17 protein-coding genes and 1 riboswitch are annotated in these 19,262 nt (G+C 63.4%); of the genes, 12 read left to right on the top strand and 5 right to left on the bottom strand.

What is annotated here, in order from left to right; translation table 11 throughout:
• The first annotated feature begins 29 nt into the window (after positions 1 to 29).
• Together BC1002_RS14970 and BC1002_RS14965 are read left to right on the top strand one after the other, a co-directional pair.
• On the top strand, positions 30 to 1,163 hold the full coding sequence (locus BC1002_RS14970) for an LAPAL motif-containing putative phage structural protein (RefSeq protein ID WP_049870216.1): 1,134 nt from the start codon (positions 30 to 32) through the stop codon (positions 1,161 to 1,163).
• Between the two features lie 38 nt (positions 1,164 to 1,201).
• A complete protein-coding gene (locus BC1002_RS14965; protein WP_013090838.1) occupies positions 1,202 to 1,405 on the top strand; it encodes a hypothetical protein in 204 nt (67 codons plus the stop codon).
• 703 nt (positions 1,406 to 2,108) lie between these two features.
• On the opposite strand, the gene BC1002_RS36295 is transcribed toward BC1002_RS14965, so the two are convergent.
• The 4 genes from BC1002_RS36295 to BC1002_RS14950 form a co-directional block, all read right to left on the bottom strand.
• Positions 2,109 to 2,627, bottom strand: coding sequence for a DUF2778 domain-containing protein (locus BC1002_RS36295; protein WP_013090836.1), 519 nt, complete (start codon positions 2,625 to 2,627; stop codon positions 2,109 to 2,111).
• A gap of 86 nt (positions 2,628 to 2,713) precedes the next feature.
• Positions 2,714 to 2,965: a hypothetical protein gene (locus tag BC1002_RS37715; protein ID WP_157874669.1), complete on the bottom strand. Its 252-nt coding sequence runs from the start codon at positions 2,963 to 2,965 to the stop codon at positions 2,714 to 2,716.
• A 30-nt stretch (positions 2,966 to 2,995) separates the two neighbouring features.
• Positions 2,996 to 4,414 (bottom strand): coniferyl aldehyde dehydrogenase, encoded by a 1,419-nt coding sequence (locus tag BC1002_RS14955; RefSeq protein WP_013090835.1) that lies wholly within the window; start codon positions 4,412 to 4,414, stop codon positions 2,996 to 2,998.
• Between the two features lie 107 nt (positions 4,415 to 4,521).
• The gene (locus tag BC1002_RS14950) at positions 4,522 to 6,210 is read right to left on the bottom strand and encodes an isovaleryl-CoA dehydrogenase (protein WP_013090834.1); all 1,689 of its coding nucleotides are present in this window, start codon (positions 6,208 to 6,210) and stop codon (positions 4,522 to 4,524) included.
• A 317-nt stretch (positions 6,211 to 6,527) separates the two neighbouring features.
• Here BC1002_RS14950 and BC1002_RS14945 point away from each other — a divergent pair, with 317 nt between their 5' ends.
• Positions 6,528 to 8,153, top strand: a complete 1,626-nt coding sequence (locus BC1002_RS14945) for a GMC family oxidoreductase (RefSeq protein ID WP_013090833.1) — start codon at positions 6,528 to 6,530, stop codon at positions 8,151 to 8,153.
• A gap of 77 nt (positions 8,154 to 8,230) precedes the next feature.
• On the opposite strand, the gene BC1002_RS14940 is transcribed toward BC1002_RS14945, so the two are convergent.
• Complete coding sequence (locus BC1002_RS14940) at positions 8,231 to 9,181, bottom strand: LysR family transcriptional regulator (RefSeq protein WP_013090832.1); 951 nt, start codon at positions 9,179 to 9,181, stop codon at positions 8,231 to 8,233.
• A gap of 112 nt (positions 9,182 to 9,293) precedes the next feature.
• Between BC1002_RS14940 and BC1002_RS14935 the strand changes: the two genes are divergently transcribed.
• The 9 genes from BC1002_RS14935 (at position 9,294) to BC1002_RS14895 (ending at position 19,261) form a co-directional block, all read left to right on the top strand.
• On the top strand, positions 9,294 to 9,785 hold the full coding sequence (locus tag BC1002_RS14935; protein ID WP_013090831.1) for a CidA/LrgA family protein: 492 nt from the start codon (positions 9,294 to 9,296) through the stop codon (positions 9,783 to 9,785).
• Complete coding sequence (locus BC1002_RS14930) at positions 9,782 to 10,507, top strand: LrgB family protein (RefSeq protein ID WP_013090830.1); 726 nt, start codon at positions 9,782 to 9,784, stop codon at positions 10,505 to 10,507. The genes BC1002_RS14935 and BC1002_RS14930 overlap by 4 nt, the downstream gene beginning before the upstream one ends.
• A 64-nt stretch (positions 10,508 to 10,571) precedes the next feature.
• Positions 10,572 to 10,706: riboswitch (S-adenosyl-L-homocysteine riboswitch) on the top strand.
• Between the two features lie 33 nt (positions 10,707 to 10,739).
• Positions 10,740 to 12,158 (top strand): adenosylhomocysteinase, encoded by a 1,419-nt coding sequence (gene ahcY, locus BC1002_RS14925; protein ID WP_013090829.1) that lies wholly within the window; start codon positions 10,740 to 10,742, stop codon positions 12,156 to 12,158.
• 180 nt (positions 12,159 to 12,338) lie between these two features.
• Positions 12,339 to 12,692, top strand: coding sequence for a phage holin family protein (locus BC1002_RS14920; protein ID WP_013090828.1), 354 nt, complete (start codon positions 12,339 to 12,341; stop codon positions 12,690 to 12,692).
• Positions 12,693 to 12,703: 11 nt separating this feature from the next.
• Positions 12,704 to 13,534 (top strand): methylenetetrahydrofolate reductase [NAD(P)H], encoded by an 831-nt coding sequence (gene metF, locus BC1002_RS14915; protein WP_013090827.1) that lies wholly within the window; start codon positions 12,704 to 12,706, stop codon positions 13,532 to 13,534.
• Between the two features lie 173 nt (positions 13,535 to 13,707).
• Positions 13,708 to 15,351 carry an ABC transporter substrate-binding protein gene (locus tag BC1002_RS14910; RefSeq protein ID WP_041734463.1) on the top strand — a complete coding sequence of 548 codons (1,644 nt, stop codon included), beginning with the start codon at positions 13,708 to 13,710 and terminating at the stop codon, positions 15,349 to 15,351.
• A gap of 203 nt (positions 15,352 to 15,554) precedes the next feature.
• Positions 15,555 to 17,186, top strand: coding sequence for an ABC transporter substrate-binding protein (locus BC1002_RS14905; RefSeq protein WP_013090825.1), 1,632 nt, complete (start codon positions 15,555 to 15,557; stop codon positions 17,184 to 17,186).
• A gap of 140 nt (positions 17,187 to 17,326) precedes the next feature.
• Positions 17,327 to 18,337, top strand: coding sequence for an ABC transporter permease subunit (locus tag BC1002_RS14900; RefSeq protein WP_013090824.1), 1,011 nt, complete (start codon positions 17,327 to 17,329; stop codon positions 18,335 to 18,337).
• A 6-nt stretch (positions 18,338 to 18,343) separates the two neighbouring features.
• Positions 18,344 to 19,261: an ABC transporter permease subunit gene (locus BC1002_RS14895; RefSeq protein ID WP_013090823.1), complete on the top strand. Its 918-nt coding sequence runs from the start codon at positions 18,344 to 18,346 to the stop codon at positions 19,259 to 19,261.
• The last annotated feature ends 1 nt before the right edge of the window (position 19,262 follow it).

The following is a 19,262-nucleotide window of genomic DNA, read 5'->3' as shown; positions in this document are numbered from 1 at the left end:
CTTCCGAACATGAACCCAAAATTGGGTTTATGTTCGCGTGCCGATCGATCATCGGCTCAAGAGCGACGGACGGCTTTGGTGACAAAAACGACACGAAGACTCGACTTGGTCGGATAGAATGGCGGGCGTTTATTACAAAAATTCTTGCCATGCAGCAGGCGACCTTCCGAATCACATACGACGGGCCGGCTCTCGCGACCAGCGAAATGGAGGTCCGCGAACTTGCCCCAGCGCTGCATGCGATGGGCGACCTACTTGAGCATGCAAATCGCGTCCTGAACGGGGAAGCCGCGAAGGTCGCCGTCAACGTCAAAGGTTCGTTCAAAACCGGTTGCTTCGGTATCGACCTTGCGTCCTACCAGTCAATCACCTCGCACTTGGTGGACTTCTTTTCGGGCAGGGAGGTACAGGCAGTCGGCTTGCTCCTCGCCTACTTGGGGATTAGCGCGAAAGATGGATTGTCAGGGGCGCACAAAGGGTTGATCCAAGTGTTGAAGTGGATTCGGGGGCGGCCGATCAGCACGGTCCAAACCACCGAGTCTAAGGCCATTCTGACCATAGATCGGGAGACGCTTGAGATCGAATTGGCCGTGCTGGCTTTGCTTCGCGATCTAAAAACGCGCGAAGCGTTGGAAGGTGTGATCACGAAACCTCTGTCCAAGGAGGGCATCGACACGTTTGCGTCGGGCACGGACTCCGAGGTTCACGAGAAGATCTCAAAGGCTGAGGCGCGCTGGTTTTCTGTGCCGGCCGCTGTGGACGAGGATCTTGGGGAGTCGACCTTTACCGCGACGGTTCAAATCGTCCGCATCGAGTTCAATCAGGACAACAAGTGGCGGTTTACAGACGGCAACCTGTCGTTCTACGCGTCTATCATTGACGAAAGTTTCTTGCAAAAGATCGCGCACAACGAGATCTCTTTCGCGAGCGGCGATGTTCTAAAGGTCCATGTTCGGCAACGCCAGACCATAAGCGGCGGACAGATCAAGTCCGAGTATTTCATTGATCAGGTGCTTGAGCACCGGCCGGCCTACCAGCAGATTCGGCTCCCCTTTGTCGAGCCGGCTGATCAGGAAAAGCACGATCAGGGCTCCAACCGCGAACGTGGGTCTAAACCTAAAACCGGCGTCAAAGCAGCGAAGCGCCGGCTGCAAACCAAGTAGCAGACGAGGCCGCCTTTTCAACGATGAGGGACTGCACCATGCCAAAGAAAGAGGCGAAGGATCTGCAGGTCGGGGACGTGCAACTGCATGCCGGGATGGTCCGTCAGACGATCGTCTCCGTTACGCCCATCGGCAGGACCGGAGGCTACGTGGAAATCACGAGCCACCAGCTGGGCAAGCCGGACAACGTCGAGGTCGCGACTGTCCCCGCACATATGCTTGTGGAAGTGATTGAGGACTGACAGGCAGGCGCGCGATAGCCCGCGCCGGATCGGTCATTACCTACAGCCCGCCTCGCGCGGGCTTTTCTTCGCCCGCCCGTTCGACGCGGCGAGGCCTGAAATCGGGCCGTTGTGGGGCTCACGCTCCCTGCCGTAGGGTCGGGTACCCCGAGGCCCACGAAGCCCACACGCGAATTTTAAAAAATTCCGCCTCGAAGGGGTTTTCTGAAAATCACGGTGTATGCGCGAGTGGGGGTACGGGGCCTGATTTTCCTCGAAAATCCCGCCGGACGGGGCTCAGCGGCCGACTCGCTGCTTTGCAGCAGCAAAGAAAGTAGGTGCCGCCGCGCACAGGGGAAACGCTAATAGACCGATAAAAAAACAAGGAAAGGCCAACCCGTAAAGAACACCGACAAGATAACTATCCTTCTATCGAAGCCATCACGCTATGCGGCGCTCTACAAGCCGTTACGATCCCATGTGTCTATTCCGGCCCCGCCAGTACCGCCATAGCCTGACGATCGCCGAGTACGCTAACCCCGCCACAAGCAGATCAATAGTCACCCACACGACGAAATACAAATCCTCGGGATCGCGGATTCCAAGCCAGCGCGAAGCACGCCACCAAATCACCGACTGGCTTTCAGGCATTGGCCAGGGATACGTGTGGACATAGGGCACAGCGAGACAGAACAGACCGACAAACAGCGCGAGCTTGGATAGCCTACGGGCAAGTGCTTCCATACGTGATGACCTCGATTGTTCCGTACGCGCGAAGCCCCGAACTGCGGACAGGAATAGTAGCGGTGTGGATCAGCGCGTTGCGAATTCTCATGAAATCGCTATGGCTCGGCACGGTAATACAACTAAGTGAAATACCTTGGCCTCCTGCCGGATGTAACCGGAACTGCCCGCGCCTCACACCATTAACCCAGGTTATGTCATCAATGCTGCCGTCATCCCGATAAAGCGCGAACCATTCATTATGATTCGAAGGCGTGCCGAATGCTGAGTTGAAGGTATCTTGAGCCCACGCGTAAGCCTGAGAGCGGATGCCGCCCTTGGGGCGATCAACGATCCAGTATTTACCCGCCGGGATCGGGCCGTCGTTGGGCACTGCAGTGCATCCGCCGCGATTGCGATATTGATGGTGACCTGAAAACGCGTTGAATGTGCCGACGCCGAAAATCGTCAGTGGCGACAACGGTGCGTTATTCACAAGAAATTTTCCTTCGTAAGCCACGTATGTTGTTCCTCGAGAAGGTTTATGACCGCCGCGCAGCTATGAAAATGTCGCCGCTGAGTAATACAAAATGCGGGCATCATTTTTTACTCGGTTGAAATCTGAATGGCTATAAGAGCGTGCTGAATATTTGCGAGCACATGGCTGCGCCCCAGCGACGCGCCGAAATAACCGGTGGCTCTGGAACAGCGCTTAAGAGTTAGCGGTTTAAAGCTGTCTTCTTTGCCTACTTTCTTTGCAGCAGCAGCAAAGAAAGTAGGTGCCGCCCCGCACAGGGGCAACGCCAATAGACCGATAAGAAGGCAAGGAAAGGCCAACCCCGCAAAGAACAAAGACAAGAAAAGGCCTCACCACGCCCAAGAAGAAAATCAAAACCTCATCATCAACTTCAACAACGCATTCACGCGTCTCCCGTACGGCGGCGAGATCAACCCACGCGCGTTGAGGCGCGCCTGCATGAGCACGGGCTTCATCTTCGAAAAAGTAACGAACCCCTCATACCCGTGGTACGCCCCCATCCCACTCGCCCCGACCCCGCCGAACGGCAAACTCTCGCAAGCAAGATGCATCAGCGTCTCATTGACCGCCATGCCACCGGCAATAGTCTCGAGCGTGACACGCTCAACAGTCCGCGCATCGTCGGCATACAGATAAAGCGCCAGCGGCCGCGGCCGCACATTGATCCACGCGATCGCATCATCGAGCGTGTCATACGGCACGAGCGGCAACAGCGGCCCAAAAATCTCCTCCTGCATCAGCGCGCATTCATTCGGCGCGCCAGTCACGGCGATCAGCGGAAAGCGCCGGCTCGCGGCATCGGGCGTCGCGTCGGTCAGCGGATGCAACTGCGCACCCGCAGCCCGCGCTTCGTCGGCGAGACGTTCGAGCCGCTCGAAGTGCCGCGCCGAAATGATCGACGTGTAGTCCGGGTTCTGCGCAAAGTCTGGATACATCCTCGCCATTCTCACGCGCGCCCGTTCGATGAACGCCTGCTCCTTGCCGCGCGGCACCAGCACGTAGTCGGGCGCGATACAGGTCTGCCCCGCGTTCAGCGTCTTGCCGGCGATCAGGTTGTCGACCGCGTTGTCGAAACGCGCATGCGCGCCGATCAGTGCCGGCGACTTGCCGCCGAGTTCGAGAGTGACCGGCGTCAGATGCTCGGCCGCCGCGCGCATCACTTCGTGACCGACCTTGGTCGAGCCGGTGAACAGCAGATGATCGAACGGCTGCGCGCTGAACGCGGCCGCGAGCGCCGCGTCGCCGTTGACGACCGCGACGTGATTGCGCGCGAAGGTCTGGCCGATCAGCAACTCGAATAGCGCCGAGGTGCGCGGTGTCAGCTCGGACATCTTGATGATCGCGCGATTGCCGGCCGTCAGTGCGCTGATCAACGGACCTACCGCGAGCAGCACCGGATAATTCCACGGCACGATGATGCCGACCACGCCGAGCGGCTGCGGCACCACCTTCGCGCGCGCCGGCAACAGCCACTTGTTGGTGCGGCGGCGCTGCGCTTTCATCCAGCGCTTGCCGTGACGCAGTGCGGCGTCGATCTCCTCCTTCACGAGCAGGAATTCGGCGAGCAGCACTTCTTCCTTCGCGCGATTGCCGAAGTCCGCGTGCATCGCATCGGCGAGCGCGTCACGATTGTCGAGCATCAGCTTGCGCAGCGAGCGCAGATGCGTCGCGCGCGTGTCCCACGACGGATACGGCGCGCGCAGATACGCGTGACGTTGATCGCGCAGCAGCGCTTCGAGCGCGGCGACCCCCGACAGATCATTCTTCATGTGAGTCCACTCCCTGATGGATGACGATGCGCGTCGAGCGCGCTGATTGGTTTGAGCTTGCGTCGGTGTTGCGAGCGGAGCGCCCGGAGTTAGCATGCCCGCCGCGCTTACGCGGGAAAGGCGCGCTCGATGATCGCCGCGTGATCGAACGTGGCCGGCAGCGTGCCGTACACGCGGCCGTTTTCGCCGCAGCCGTCGGCGACCCGCGTCGCGATGAACGCGTCGGCGACCGCCGCGGGCGCGTGCTGCGCGAGCAGGGTCGCCTGCGCGATCAGCACGATCTGCTGCGCGATACGCCGTGCCGACGCCTCGCGCTGTTCGGCTGGCCCGTTCAGCGTCGTGGCGAGCCGCACGAGCGCCGCACCCAATGCCGGATGCGCGCGCGCGACGTCCTGCCAGGCGGCGAACAGCGCTTGCGCGGCTTGCGGCTCGCGCTCGATCGCGCGCAGCACGTCGAGGCACATCACGTTGCCCGAGCCTTCCCAGATCGAGTTGACCGGCGCCTCGCGATAGAAGCGCGCCATCGGCCCGGTTTCGACGTAGCCGTTGCCGCCCCACACTTCCATCGCCTCGCCGGTGAATTCGAGCGCGCGCTTGCAGACCCAATACTTCGCGGCCGGCGTAACGATGCGCCGCCACGCGCGTTCGGCCGATGAAGCCGACGACGCGTCGGCCGATTCCTCGAACGCGCGCGCGAGACGCATGAACAGCACCGTCGCCGCTTCCGATTCGAGCGCGAGATCGGCGAGCACGTTGCGCATCAGCGGTTGCTCGGCGAGGTGCCGCCCGAACGCGCTGCGATGCCGCGCATGATGGATCGCCTGCACGAGTGCGGCGCGCATCAGCGCGGCGCTGCCGATCACGCAATCGAGCCGCGTGTAGTTCGCCATCTCGATGATGGTCGGCACGCCGCGTCCTTCGTCGCCGATCATCACGCCGTATGCGTCGAGAAATTCGACTTCGCTGCTTGCGTTGGAGCGGTTGCCGAGCTTGTCCTTCAGGCGCTGGATCTGCACCGCGTTCTTGCTGCCGTCCGGCGCGAAGCGCGGCACGAAAAAGCACGACAGTCCTTCGTGGGTGTCGGTGCGCGCGAGCACCAGATGCGCGTCGCATTGCGGCGCCGAGAAAAACCACTTATGACCGATGAGCCCGTAGGCGCCGCCGCGGCCGCCGGCACCGTCGAGCGCATGCGCTCGCGTCCGGTTGCTGCGCACGTCCGAGCCGCCCTGTTTCTCGGTCATGCCCATGCCGATCATCATCGAGCGCTTCTGCGTGAGCGGCACGTCGCGCGGATCGTGCTCGCGCGTGTACAACTGCACGCGCAGTGTGTCGAACAGCACGGGCTCGCGCTGCAACACCGGAATGCTCGCGAAGGTCATCGTCAGTGGACACAGCGAGCCGGATTCGATCTGCGCATGCATGAAGTAGCCGGCGCAGCGCGCGGCCATCGCGCCACTTCGCGGATCGGAAAACGGCAGCGCGTGCAGCCCTTCGCGGCGCAGCAGCGCGAGCAGTTCGTGCCACGCGGGATGAAACTCGAGCGCGTCGATGCGCTCTCCGCGCGGACTATGCGTGACCAGCTCCGGCGTATGGCGGTTGGCGAGTTCGGCGAGCGCGAGCGTGTCGGGCGTCGTCAGCGTCGCGCCGTGTCGCAGCAGCGCCTCGCGATGCCAGCTCGCGCCGTCGCGATCGACGGCCGCGCTTAAGGCGGCGTCGCTCGCGAACAGGTTGTAGTCCGCGAGCGCAGGCGCCTGATTCGTCACCTCGTGAGTCTGGCCGAAGCCGTGCCGTTCCATCTCGCTGTCTCCGTGTTTTCGCTATTGTGCGCCGCTTTGCCGACGGCATCCGCGATGCGTTTCGACACGTCTGTTCGAGCGCCGGGAATGGTGTTGCATGCGGGGTGGAGGGTGCGCGCCGCGCCATGTTCGAGTGCCGCGCGCGAGCCGTGAGCGCCTTTCATCATAGGGGCGCGATGCCGCCGGCGTTTAGAGGATTCGTTCTGTCGGCAAGCCGCCGCAGCCTCAAAACGCTCCCTACAATGCGCAGAAAACACACGTAGACAAGTGTGCACGAGACAGGGTCCGCGAGCAACGCGGCCCATCAGGAGGAGCGCATGCAATACGACTACATCATCGTCGGTGCGGGCTCGGGTGGCTGCACGCTCGCGAGCCGTCTCGCGGACAACTGTCCCGACGCGACCATCGCGCTGATCGAAGCCGGTCCGCATACCGGGCGCAATCTGTTGGTGAACATGCCGGTCGGCGTCGCGGCCGTGGTGCCGAACCGGCTGAAGACCAACTACGGCTACCTGACCACGCCGCAGCCGGGGCTCGCCGGTCGTCAGGGCTATCAGCCGCGCGGACGCGGTTTCGGCGGATCGAGCGCGATCAACGCGATGATCTACACGCGCGGCCATCCACTCGACTACGACGAGTGGGCCCGGCTCGGCTGCGATGGCTGGTCGTGGACCGAGGTGCTGCCGTATTTCCGCCGCGCCGAAGACAACCAGCGCGGCGCCGATGCGTGGCATGGCGAGGCCGGTCCGCTGACGGTGTCCGATCTGCGCTTCAAGAATCCGTTTTCAAAGCGCTTCGTGCAGGCCGCGCTCGAAGCGGGCTACAAGGCGAATGACGATTTCAACGGCGCGGACCAGGAAGGCATCGGCTTTTATCAGGTCACGCAACGTGACGGGCGACGCTGCAGCGTTGCTCGTGCCTATATCTACGACCGGCCGCGCGGGAACTTGCACACGATCGCCGACGCAACCGTGCTGCGCGTCGTGTTCGACGGCAAGCGCGCGAGCGGCGTCGAGATCGTGCGCGGCGGCCGGATCGAAGCGCTCGCCGCGCGCACCGAGGTCGTGCTTGCCGCGGGTGCGTTCAACTCACCGCAATTGCTGATGTGCTCGGGCATCGGGCCGGCCGCGCAATTGCGCTCGCTCGGCATCGACGTGCTGCACGATGCGCCCGAAGTCGGTCAGAACCTGATCGATCACATCGATTTCACGATCAACAAGCGGGTGAGGTCGATCGAGCCGGTCGGTTTCTCGGTGCGCGGCATCGCGCGGATGCTGCCGCAGTTCGTCACCTTCATGCGGCATGGGCGCGGCATGCTGTCGAGCAACGTCGCCGAGGCGGGCGGTTTTCTGAAGACCCTGCCGACGCTCGAGCGGCCCGATCTGCAATTGCATTTCTGCACGGCGATCGTCGACGATCACAACCGCCATATGCACTGGGGCCACGGCTATTCGCTGCACGTGTGCGTGCTGCGTCCGCATAGCCGCGGCACCGTGACGCTCGCGAGCGCCGATGCGCGTGTGGCGCCGCTGATCGATCCGCGCTTTCTGAGCGATGCGCGCGACCTCGATCTGCTCGTCGAAGGCGCGAAGATCGCGCGGCGCATTCTCGACGCGCCGTCGCTCGCGCTGCATGGCGGCGAGGAGTTGTACACGCGGCCGGCGCAAACGGATGCCGAACTGCGCCAGACGATCGCCGAGCGCGCGGACACGATCTATCACCCGGTCGCGACTTGCCGGATGGGCGGCGACGAGCGCTCGGTCGTCGATCCGCAATTGCGCGTGCGCGGCGTGACGGGGTTGAGGATCGTGGATGCTTCGGTGATGCCGACGCTGATCGGCGGCAACACCAACTCGCCGACGGTGATGATCGGCGAACGGGCGGCGGAGTTCATCGCGGCGAGCCGGCGACAGGGAGCGGGGATATCGGCGCAGGCGGCTTGATCGCCGTCGACGACGAGTTCGACAAACGCGGGCGGCGCGATGCAACCGCCCGCCGCGCTTCACTGGTCCGCGGGTAGCTAGGCTTCGTCCGGCGCTGCGATTCCGTTGAAGCCGATTCCCGGTCCGAGCATGAAATCGTCGCTGACGTGCGTCGGCAGCGTTTCACGCGCGACGTCGAGCCATGCGCGCGCCGCGTGCGACAGATAGCCGTTGCGGCGCCAGCCGATCGCCATTTCCCACGGGATCTCCGGTTCGACGACCGGGCGGCAGGTGAACTGCGCGGGATCGAGCCGCCGGCAATAAGGCGCGGGCAGCAGCGCGATGCCGACGCCGGCCAGCACCAGCGCCGCCATGAAGTCCCAATGCCCGCTGCGCCCAACGATCGCGGGCGCAAACCCCGCCGCCCGGCAGGCGTTCAGCACGACGTCGTTCAGCGCGAGGCTCTCGCCGTAAAACACGAACGGCTCGTTCGCGAGCTGCGCGAGCGGCACCTCGTTCAACGCGTCCCAGCGCGAGCCGGTGCGCGCGACGAGCCACAGCAACTGGCGCGACATCGGCAGCACGTCGATGTTGTCGGGATCGACCGGCTGCAGCACCCCGCCGAGTTCCAGCTCGCCGTTGATCAGCGCGGCTTCGATTGCGCGCGAGCCCTGCTCGAACAGCTTCAGTTCGATCTTCGGATGGCGCTTGCGGAACGCGGCGATTGCGGGTGTGAAGAGTTCACCGCCCATTGGCGGGATGCCGATGGCGAGTTCACCGCGCCCGAGCGTGTCGAGATCGTTCAGTTCGGCCTGTAGTTGCGCGTGCGCGGCGAGCACGTCCTGGCCGCGCTGATAGACGATCCGGCCGACGTCGGTGAGCACCATCTGACGGCCATCGCGCAGCAGCAGCGGCGAACCGATCTCATCCTCCAGCGACTTGACCATCTTGCTGATGGTCGGCTGCGTGACGAACATCTGCTCGGCGGCGACCGTGAAGCTCTGTTGACGGACTACTTCGACGAAATAGCGCAGCGCGCGGAGTTCCATGACCGTGGCCCCCAGGATTCCAGATTGGAATGGTTTCGATGATTGTAAGTCATTTTGTTTATGGTGCGACGAGCCTCATACTGAGCCCCTTCCGAGTCAGTCAGGGAATGCCATGTCCACGCCAGTTTTCGTCCGTTCCGCGCCTCCCGCCGACGGCGGTACGAGCGGCGGCGCGAGCGGCATCGGCCGCGTTGCACGCATCGCCGTGCAAAGTGCCGCGATTGCCGCGCTGTGGATCGGCGCCGATTTCATCGTGCGCCGGCTGCATTTGCCGGTGCCGGGCGGCGTGCTCGGCCTCGTCGTGCTGCTCGCGCTGCTGTTCTGCGGCGGCGTCGCGCCTCGCTGGGTCAAGGCCGGCGCGGATTGGCTGCTGTCCGACATGCTGCTGTTCTTCATTCCGGCCGCGGTCGCCGCCGTGCAATATGGCGGCCTGTTCCGCGCGGACGGCTGGCGGCTCGCCCTGGTCGTGATCGCCGGCACGCTGATGGTGATGGTCGCGGTGGCGTTCGCCGTCGATCAGGCCGCGCGCGTCGAACGGCGTTTCGCGCTGCGCCGCGTGCGGGTTGCGCGTAAGACCAGCAGTCTGGCGCGCGAGCACCGATGAACCCGCTCTTTTTGACTTCGCTGTTGTCCGACGACGCCTCCCGCCTGATCGCGGCCGGCTGCCTCGTGCTGACGATCGCGCTGTATTTCGCGTCGAAGGCGCTGTATGCGCGCGTGCGCTCGCCTTGGCTCACGCCGATGCTGACCGTGCCGGCCGCGCTGGTCGCGATCGTCGTGCTCGCCCACATTCCGTATTCGCTGTACTTCGAGGACACGCGCTGGCTGATGTGGCTGCTCGGTCCCGCGACGGTCGCGTTCGCCGTGCCGATCTACGAGTACCGCGCACTGCTGAAGCGCCACTGGATTTCGCTGTCCGTCGGCGTGACGGTGGGCATTCTGGTCGGCGTCGGCGGCTCGCTGATGCTCGCGAAGCTGCTGCATCTGTCGCCGGAATTGCAGCGCAGCCTGATGACGCGCTCGGTGTCGACGCCGTTCGCGCTCGCCGTGTCCGACAGGATTCACGCGCAGAAGGATCTGAGCGCGCTGTTCGTGATCGCGACGGGCGTCTGCGGCATGCTGTTCGGCGAACTCGTGCTCGCGTTCGTGCCGCTGCGCACGCGGCTCGCGCGCGGCGCGCTGTTCGGCGCGGCCGCGCACGGCGTCGGCACCGCGAAGGCACGCGAACTCGGCAGCGAGGAGGGCGTGGTGTCCAGCCTGACGATGATGATTGCCGGCGTCGCGATGGTGCTGCTCGCGCCGATGCTGGGACTGCTGCCGATCTGAACCAGCGCGCGCCGCACCATCCCGCGCGCGCCGAAGTCACCTCGATTTGCTACAATCGCCGTTCGTCTTCGAGGAGCGTTGCGACGGGTACCGCGAATCCGCATTCGCCGGCCGCCCGCCAGGCTCGAAGGCTTCAATCGGCAGCATGGAATGCGCATCACGCGAATCCGTGCGTTGCCTCAAACCGCGCTCACGTCACATTTCTAGTCAATTTCTTAGAAAGGAGGGCGTGATGAACGCCGCAGTTATCGATTCGCAAAAGCAGGATTACGTCGTTGCCGATATGTCGCTCGCCGCGTGGGGCCGCAAGGAACTCACGATCGCCGAGACCGAAATGCCCGGCCTCATGCAGACGCGTGAAGAGTACAAGGCGCAGCAGCCGCTGAAGGGCGCGCGCGTCGCCGGCTCGCTGCACATGACGATCCAGACCGGCGTGCTGATCGAGACGCTGACCGCGCTCGGCGCGGACGTGCGCTGGGCCTCGTGCAACATCTTCTCGACCCAGGACCATGCGGCCGCCGCGATCGCGCAGGCCGGCACGCCGGTGTTCGCGTTCAAGGGCGAATCGCTCGACGAATACTGGGAGTTCTCGCACCGCATCTTCGAATGGCCGAACGGCGAGTTCGCCAACATGATTCTCGACGACGGCGGCGACGCAACGCTGCTGCTGATCCTCGGCTCGAAGGCCGAGAAAGACCGCTCGGTGATCGCCAAGCCGACCAACGAGGAAGAAACCGCGCTGTACAAGTCGATTGCCGCGCACCTCGAGATCGACCCGACGTGGTACTCGAAGCGCCTCGCGGCAATCAAGGGCGTCACGGAAGAAACCACCACTGGCGTGCATCGTCTGTACCAGATGGAAAAGGAAGGCCGTCTGCCGTTCCCGGCCATCAACGTCAACGACTCGGTCACGAAGTCGAAGTTCGACAACCTGTACGGCTGCCGCGAGTCGCTCGTCGACGGCATCAAGCGCGCGACCGACGTGATGATCGCCGGCAAGATCGCGGTCGTGGCCGGTTACGGCGACGTGGGCAAGGGCTGCGCGCAATCGCTGCGCGGTCTGGGCGCGACCGTGTGGGTCACCGAAATCGATCCGATCTGCGCGTTGCAAGCGGCGATGGAAGGCTACCGCGTCGTGACGATGGAATATGCGGCGGATAAAGCCGACATCTTCGTGACCGCGACCGGCAACTACCACGTGATAAACCACGATCACATGAAGGCGATGCGTCATAACGCGATCGTCTGCAACATCGGCCACTTCGACTCGGAAATCGACGTCGCGTCGACCCGTCAGTACCAGTGGGAAAACATCAAGCCGCAAGTCGATCACATCATTTTCCCGGACGGCAAGCGCGTGATCCTGCTGGCCGAAGGCCGTCTCGTGAACCTCGGCTGCGCGACGGGCCACCCGTCGTTCGTGATGTCGAACTCGTTCACGAACCAGACTCTCGCGCAGATCGAACTGTTCACGCAGGGCGCGAAGTACGAGAACAAGGTGTACGTGCTGCCGAAGCATCTCGACGAGAAGGTCGCGCGTCTGCATCTGGCGCGCATCGGCGCGAACCTGACCGTGCTGTCCGACGCGCAGGCCGGCTACATCGGCGTCGACAAGAACGGTCCGTTCAAGCCGAACCACTACCGCTACTAAGCACGCGGCCGCCCGCACGGTTCAGTGCGCGCTTCGGCGCGTCCGGCCACGCGGGCGGCGGCGGTAACAGGCTTGACGGTCTGATCTCGGGGCGGCGCACAATGCGCCGCTTTGTTCGACAGCGCCGCTTTTCGTTTGCTGGACATCTTCTCCGCACAGGTGCTTACAAGGAGTTCTCACATGACCGTGCTGCTGACCTGGCTCATCAACGCGCTCGCGCTGCTGATCATCACCTACATCGTTCCGTCGATCCATATCCGCAGCTTCGGCACCGCGCTGATCGTCGCGATCGTGCTCGGTCTCATCAACACGATTCTGCGGCCGGTGCTGATCCTGCTGACGCTGCCCGTCACGATCCTCACGCTCGGACTCTTCATTCTGGTCGTCAATGCGCTGTGCTTCTGGTTGTGCGCATCGCTGCTGAAGGGCTTCGAGGTGTCGGGCTTCTGGTCGGCGTTCTTCGGCTCGATCCTGTACAGCATCGTGTCGTGGCTGCTGTCCGCGCTCATTTTCGGCAACCGCAGTCTCGGTTGACCTCATTGACTATGAATCCGATCGAACTCTCATTCGAATTCTTCCCGCCGAAGACGCAGGAAGGCATCGACAAACTGCGCGCGACGCGCGCGGAACTCGTGTCGCTCAAACCGAAGTTCGTGTCCGTCACGTTCGGCGCCGGTGGCTCGACCCAGCAAGGCACGCTCGATACCGTCATCGACATGGCGAAGGAAGGGCTCGAGGCGGCGCCGCATCTGTCGTGCATCGGCTCGTCGAAGGAAAGCCTGCGCGCGATTCTTAACGAGTACCGCGCGCACGGCATTCGCCATATCGTCGCACTGCGCGGCGATCTGCCCTCGGGCATGGGCGCGGTCGGCGAGCTGCGCTATGCGTCGGAGCTCGTCAGCTTCATCCGGGCCGAGTTCGGCGACTGGTTCTGGATCGAGGTGGCCGGCTATCCGGAATACCATCCGCAGTCGCGCTCGCCGCGTCACGATCTGGAGAATTTCGCGCGCAAGGTGAAGGCCGGCGCGAACTCGGCGATCACGCAGTACTTCTTCAACGCCGACGCGTACTTCCGTTTCGTCGACGATGCGCGCCAGCTCGGCGTCGACGTGCCGATCGTGCCCGGCATCATGCCGATCACGAACTTCTCGCAGCTGATGCGCTTCTCCGAAATGTGCGGCGCTGAAGTGCCACGCTGGATCGCGCGCCGGCTCGAGAGCTTCGGCGACGACCGCGAGTCGATCCGCGCGTTCGGGCTCGACGTGGTGACGGATCTGTGTCAACGGCTCGTCGACGCGAACGTTCCAGGTCTGCACTTCTATACGCTGAACGCCGCCACGTCGACCAAGGCGATCTGCGAACGGCTCGCCGTGTAACGGCCATGCCCGCGCGGCCGCAACGGCCGCGCGGTCCCCGCCAGTCGGGCGTGGGTCTCGAATTTGTCCCAAATAGCGTGGTAAGTCCCTGTTGAAGCTCATTTTTGGGCTGTCTATCATCGAAAAGCAGCTACCCCGGCTGCTGTGCGGAGGACGATATGACAGTGACAAGAATGACTGCGGCACACCGACTGTTCGCGCTTCACCAGTTCTGCCTGCCGGCTCTCGCCGCGCTCGCGGTCGCCACGAGCGGCCTCGCGCCCGCCGCGTCGCAGGCGGCCACGCTGCCCGACAAGACGCTGATTTTCTGCTCCGAAGGCAGCCCGGCGGGCTTCGATACCGCGCAATACACGACCAGCGTCGAGTTCAGCGCCGGCTCGTACACGGTCTACAACCGGCTCGTCGAGTTTGCGCATGGCAGCACGGACATCGAGCCGGGACTCGCCGAAAAGTGGGACGTGTCGCCCGACGGCCTCACCTATACCTTCCATCTGCGTCGCGGCGTCAAATTCCAGACCACGTCGTATTTCAAGCCGACCCGCGAATTCAACGCGGACGACGTCGTGTTCACTTACGAGCGCATGCGCGATCCCGAGAATCCGTTCCGCAAGGCGTATCCGGTCAATTTCCCGTACTTCAACGACCTCGGTCTCGCGAAGAACATCGCCAAAATCGAGAAGCTCGATCCGTACACGGTGCGCTTCACGCTGAAGGAAGTCGACGCGCCGTTCCTGCAGCAGATCGCGATGCCCTTCGCATCGATCCTGTCGGCTGAATACACGGATCAGCTGCTGAAGGCGGGCAAGGCGTCGGATATCAACCAGTACCCGGTCGGCACCGGTCCGTTCATCTTCCGCAGCTATACGAAGGATGACACGATCCGCTTCGACGGCAACCCTGACTACTGGAAGCCGGGCGTCGCGAAGGTCGGCAAGCTGATCTTCGCGATCACCGTCGATCCGGCCGTGCGCCTGCAAAAGCTGAAGCGCGGCGAATGCCAGGTGATGTCGTATCCGCGTCCGGCCGACATCCCGACCGTGAAGGCCGAGGGGTCGCTCGCGATGCCGAGCGAAGTGGGCTTCAACCTCGGCTATATCGCGTACAACACCACCAAAAAGCCGCTCGACAACGTGCTGGTGCGCCGCGCGCTCGACATGTCGGTCAACAAGAAGGCGATCATCGAAGCGGTCTACCAGGGTGCGGGCCAGCTTGCGACCAACCCGATGCCGCCGACGCAATGGGGCTACGACAAGAGCCTGAAGGACGCGCCGTACGACGTCGACAAAGCGAAAGCGCTGCTGAAGGAGGCCGGCTACCCCGACGGCTTCGAGCTGACGCTGTGGGCGATGCCGGTGCAGCGCCCGTATAACCCGAACGCGCGCCTGATGGCCGAAATGCTGCAGTCGGACTGGGCGAAGATCGGCGTCAAGGTGAATATCGCCACGTACGAGTGGGGCGAGTACATCCGCCGCGGGCACGCCGGCGAGCATCAGGCGATGCTGATCGGCTGGACCGGCGACTACGGCGACCCGGACAACTGGCTCGGCGTGTTGCTCGGCTGCGACGCCGTCAACGGCAGCAACTTCTCGAAGTGGTGCTACAAGCCTTACGACGATCTGATCAAGCAGGGCCGCAGCACCACCAAGATGCCCGATCGGCTGAAGGCCTATACGCAGGCTCAGGAGATCTTCAAGGACCAGGTGCCGTTCACGCCGATCGCGCATTCGACCGTCTATCAGCCGATCAGCAAGAACGTGACGGGCTTCAAGATCGATCCGTTCGGACCGACGCAATTCCTGGAGGTTGGGCTGAAGTAAGCGGACGCGGCGCGCTTTTTGGGCCGCTTCCGTCGCCGGGCGGCTCGAATGGGCCGCCCGGACCGTGTCAGTACCGTGGCAAAACGTTTGCACGAAGTGTTTCCTATCGTCAACAGAGGGATTTTGCTCCGCTTGGTGGCCGGCCCAAGCTCAAGTAATATCCCGCTACGCCGGCGCAAGCCGGCCCTGAACCTGGAGGAAACATGAAGCAAAACAATCTGTTGCGCGTCGCGCGTGTGTCTACGCTCGTCGCAGCCGCAGCGGCATCCCTGCTTGGCGTCACGAGCGCGCAGGCCGCTGGGATTCCGAACAAAACCCTCGTCTACTGCTCGGAAGGCAGTCCCGCGGGTTTCGATCCGGCCCAATACACCACGGGCGTCGACTTCACGGCCAACACGTTCACCGTCTATAACCGCCTCGTCGAGTTCGAGCGCGGCGGCACCAAGGTCGAGCCCGGCCTCGCCGAGAAGTGGGATGTGTCGCCCGACGGCAAGACCTACACGTTCCATCTGCGTCACGGCGTGAAGTTCCAGACCACCTCGTTCTTCAAGCCGACGCGCGAATTCAACGCGGACGACGTGGTGTTCTCGTTCCAGCGCATGCTCGACCCGAACCAGCCGTTCCGCAAGGCGTATCCGGTGCAGTTCCCGTACTTCACCGACATGGGCCTCGACAAACTGATCACGAGCGTCGAGAAGGTCGACCCGTACACGGTCAAGTTCACGCTGAAGGAAGTCAACGCGCCGTTCATCCAGAATCTGGCGATGGAATACGCGTCGATTCTGTCGGCCGAATATGCGGATCAGCTGCTGAAGGCAGGCAAGGCCGCCGACATCAACCAGTTCCCGGTCGGCACCGGTCCGTTCATCTTCCGTAGCTACACGAAGGACGCGACGATCCGCTTCGACGGCAATCCGGAATACTGGAAGCCGAACGCGGTGCAGATCTCGAAGCTGATCTTCTCGATCACGCCGGACGCCGGCGTGCGCGTGCAGAAGATCAAGCGCGACGAATGCCAGGTGATGAGCTATCCGCGCCCGGCCGACATCGCGCCGCTGAAAGCGGAGCCGAACATCGATATGCCGTCGCAGCCGGGCTTCAACCTCGGTTACCTCGCGTACAACGTGACGCACAAGCCGGTCGACAAGCTCGAAGTGCGTCAGGCGCTCGACATGGCGATCAACAAGAAGGCGATCATCGACTCGGTCTACCAGGGCGCGGGCCAGCTCGCGACGAACCCGATGCCGCCGACGCAATGGTCGTTCGTCAAGAACCTGCCGGCCGCCTCGTACGATCCGGCCAAGGCGAAGGATCTGCTGGCGAAGGCGGGCTACGCGAACGGCTTCGACCTCACGCTGTGGGCAATGCCGGTGCAGCGCGCGTACAACCCGAACGCGCGTCTGATGGCGGAAATGATCCAGGCGGACTGGGCGAAGATCGGCGTGAAGGCGAAGATCGTCACGTACGAATGGGGTGAGTACATCAAGCGCGCGCACGCGGGCGAACACGACTCAATGCTGATCGGCTGGACCGGCGACAACGGCGATCCGGACAACTGGCTCGGCACGCTGCTCGGCTGCGAGGCGATCAACGGCAACAACTTCTCGAAGTGGTGCTACAAGCCGTTCGACGATCTGATCCAGAAAGGCCGCACGACTTCGGACGTGGCGACCCGCACGAAGATCTACGGCGACGCGCAGCATATCTTCGCGCAGCAACTGCCGTTCTCGCCGATCGCACACTCGACCGTCTATCAGCCGGTCAGCAAGAAGGTGGTCGACATGCGCATCGAACCGCTCGGCTACGCGCGCTTCGACGGCGTCAGCATCAAGTAATTCGTAAAGTTCGCACAGTACGCCGCAGTAGAGTACGCTTTCGCACGGTTAGAAAACTGGTCGAAATGGTCCGGCGACCGGGGTCACGAGCCCTCGTCGCCGGTTGCGTTTTTTCATCACCAGTACTATAGGAGCGAACTATGTTCCGCTTCGTTTTGCGCCGCATCGGCATGGTGATACCGACGTTCATCGGCATCACGATCCTCGCGTTCGCGCTGATTCACCTGATCCCGGGCGACCCCATTGAAGTGATGATGGGCGAGCGCGGCGTCGATCCCGCCATGCATGCGGCCGCGATGCACCGCCTCGGGCTCGACGAGCCCTTGCCGATCCAGTACTTCCACTACATCGTCCGCGCCTTGCACGGCAACCTCGGTACCTCGATCATCACCAACACCAGCGTGATGGGCGAATTCCTCGCGCGCTTTCCCGCCACCGTCGAACTGTCGATCTGCGCGATGCTGTTCGCGCTGATCGTCGGTCTGCCGGCGGGCGTGTTCGCGGCGCTGAGGCGCGGCACGGTGGTCGATCACGGCGTGATGGGCACCGCGCTGACCGGCTACTCGATGCCGATCTTCTGGTGGGGCTTGATCCTCATCATGGTGTTCTCGGTCAAGCTCGGCTTGACGCCGGTGTCGGGCCGCATCGCGGTCGAATACGACATTCCGCACGTGACCGGCTTCATGCTGATCGACTCGCTGATGTCCACCGACGAAGGTGCGTTCAAGTCCGCGCTCAGTCACCTGATCCTGCCCGCTATCGTGCTCGGCACGATCCCGCTCGCGGTCGTCGCGCGCATGACGCGCTCGTCGATGCTCGAAGTGCTGCGCGAGGATTACATCCGCACCGCGCGAGCGAAGGGCTTGTCGCCGGGACGTGTGATCGTCGTGCATGCGCTGCGCAATGCGCTGATTCCGGTCGTCACCGTGATCGGCCTGCAGGTCGGCACACTGCTTGCGGGCGCCGTGCTGACCGAAACGCTGTTTTCATGGCCGGGCATCGGCAAGTGGCTGATCGACGCGATCGGCCGGCGCGATTATCCGGTCGTGCAGGGCGGTATCCTGCTCATCGCGACGCTGGTGATCGTCGTGAACCTCGTCGTCGATCTGTTGTACGGCGTGTTGAATCCCCGCATCCGCCATACGAGGTAAATGACAATGGCTGATATCCAAAACACCGTCCCCCAAGCGGTCACCCCACCGAGCGGCCGCGCCATCGCGGCACGCGAATTCTGGGCGAACTTCTCGCGCAACCGCGGCGCGGTCGGCGCGGGCATCATCGTGCTGGTGCTGATCTTCATCGCGATCTTCGCGCCGCTGATCGCGCCGCACAGCCCGATCGAGCAGTATCGCGACTCCGTGAAGATTCCGCCCGCGTGGCTCGACGGCGGCAACTGGAAGTTCATTCTCGGCACCGACGAAGCGGGCCGCGACATCCTCTCGCGGCTGATGTACGGCGCGCGGCTGTCGTTCTGGATCGGCTTCGTGTCGGTCGTGCTCGCGCTGATTCCGGGCGTCGTGCTCGGCCTCATCGCCGCGTTCTTCGAGAAATGGGCCGACACGCCGATCATGCGCATCATGGACGTGCTGCTCGCGCTGCCGTCGCTGCTGCTCGCGGTCGCGGTGGTCGCGATCATCGGTCCGGGTCTCGTCAACACGATGCTCGCGATCGCGATCGTCGCGCTGCCGGGCTATGTGCGTCTGACGCGCGCATCCGCGCAGGGCGAGTTGCAGAAGGAGTATGTGACCGCTTCGCGCGTCGCGGGTGCGAGCACGTTGCGGCTGATGTTCTCGCAGGTGCTGCCGAACTGCACCGCGCCGCTGATCGTGCAGGCCACTCTCGGCTTTTCGTCGGCGATTCTCGATGCCGCCGCGCTCGGCTTCCTCGGCCTCGGCGTGCAGCCGCCGTCGGCGGAGTGGGGCGCGATGCTCGCGTCGGCGCGCGATTACATCGACAGCGCATGGTGGATCGTCACGATGCCTGGTCTGTCCATCCTGATCTCGGTGCTGGCGATCAACCTGCTCGGCGACGGGCTGCGCGACGCGCTCGACCCCAAACTGAAACGGATGGCCTGAC

This window comes from Paraburkholderia atlantica (genome assembly GCF_000092885.1).
Taxonomy (GTDB): domain Bacteria; phylum Pseudomonadota; class Gammaproteobacteria; order Burkholderiales; family Burkholderiaceae; genus Paraburkholderia; species Paraburkholderia atlantica.
Note: the sequence above shows the minus strand (reverse complement) of the source record. Positions and strands in the feature narration are given on the sequence as shown.

Bases quoted from the DNA above. Each gene is read 5' to 3' on its own strand.
- BC1002_RS14970 (WP_049870216.1), top strand. From the start codon at position 30: ATGTTCGCGTGCCGATCGATCATCGGCTCAAGAGCGACGGACGGCTTT.
- BC1002_RS14965 (WP_013090838.1), top strand. From the start codon at position 1,202: ATGCCAAAGAAAGAGGCGAAGGATCTGCAGGTCGGGGACGTGCAACTG.
- BC1002_RS14955 (WP_013090835.1), bottom strand. From the start codon at position 4,414: ATGAAGAATGATCTGTCGGGGGTCGCCGCGCTCGAAGCGCTGCTGCGC.
- BC1002_RS14950 (WP_013090834.1), bottom strand. From the start codon at position 6,210: ATGGAACGGCACGGCTTCGGCCAGACTCACGAGGTGACGAATCAGGCG.
- BC1002_RS14945 (WP_013090833.1), top strand. From the start codon at position 6,528: ATGCAATACGACTACATCATCGTCGGTGCGGGCTCGGGTGGCTGCACG.
- BC1002_RS14940 (WP_013090832.1), bottom strand. From the start codon at position 9,181: ATGGAACTCCGCGCGCTGCGCTATTTCGTCGAAGTAGTCCGTCAACAG.
- BC1002_RS14935 (WP_013090831.1), top strand. From the start codon at position 9,294: ATGTCCACGCCAGTTTTCGTCCGTTCCGCGCCTCCCGCCGACGGCGGT.
- BC1002_RS14930 (WP_013090830.1), top strand. From the start codon at position 9,782: ATGAACCCGCTCTTTTTGACTTCGCTGTTGTCCGACGACGCCTCCCGC.
- ahcY (WP_013090829.1), top strand. From the start codon at position 10,740: ATGAACGCCGCAGTTATCGATTCGCAAAAGCAGGATTACGTCGTTGCC.
- BC1002_RS14920 (WP_013090828.1), top strand. From the start codon at position 12,339: ATGACCGTGCTGCTGACCTGGCTCATCAACGCGCTCGCGCTGCTGATC.
- metF (WP_013090827.1), top strand. From the start codon at position 12,704: ATGAATCCGATCGAACTCTCATTCGAATTCTTCCCGCCGAAGACGCAG.
- BC1002_RS14910 (WP_041734463.1), top strand. From the start codon at position 13,708: ATGACTGCGGCACACCGACTGTTCGCGCTTCACCAGTTCTGCCTGCCG.
- BC1002_RS14905 (WP_013090825.1), top strand. From the start codon at position 15,555: ATGAAGCAAAACAATCTGTTGCGCGTCGCGCGTGTGTCTACGCTCGTC.
- BC1002_RS14900 (WP_013090824.1), top strand. From the start codon at position 17,327: ATGTTCCGCTTCGTTTTGCGCCGCATCGGCATGGTGATACCGACGTTC.
- BC1002_RS14895 (WP_013090823.1), top strand. From the start codon at position 18,344: ATGGCTGATATCCAAAACACCGTCCCCCAAGCGGTCACCCCACCGAGC.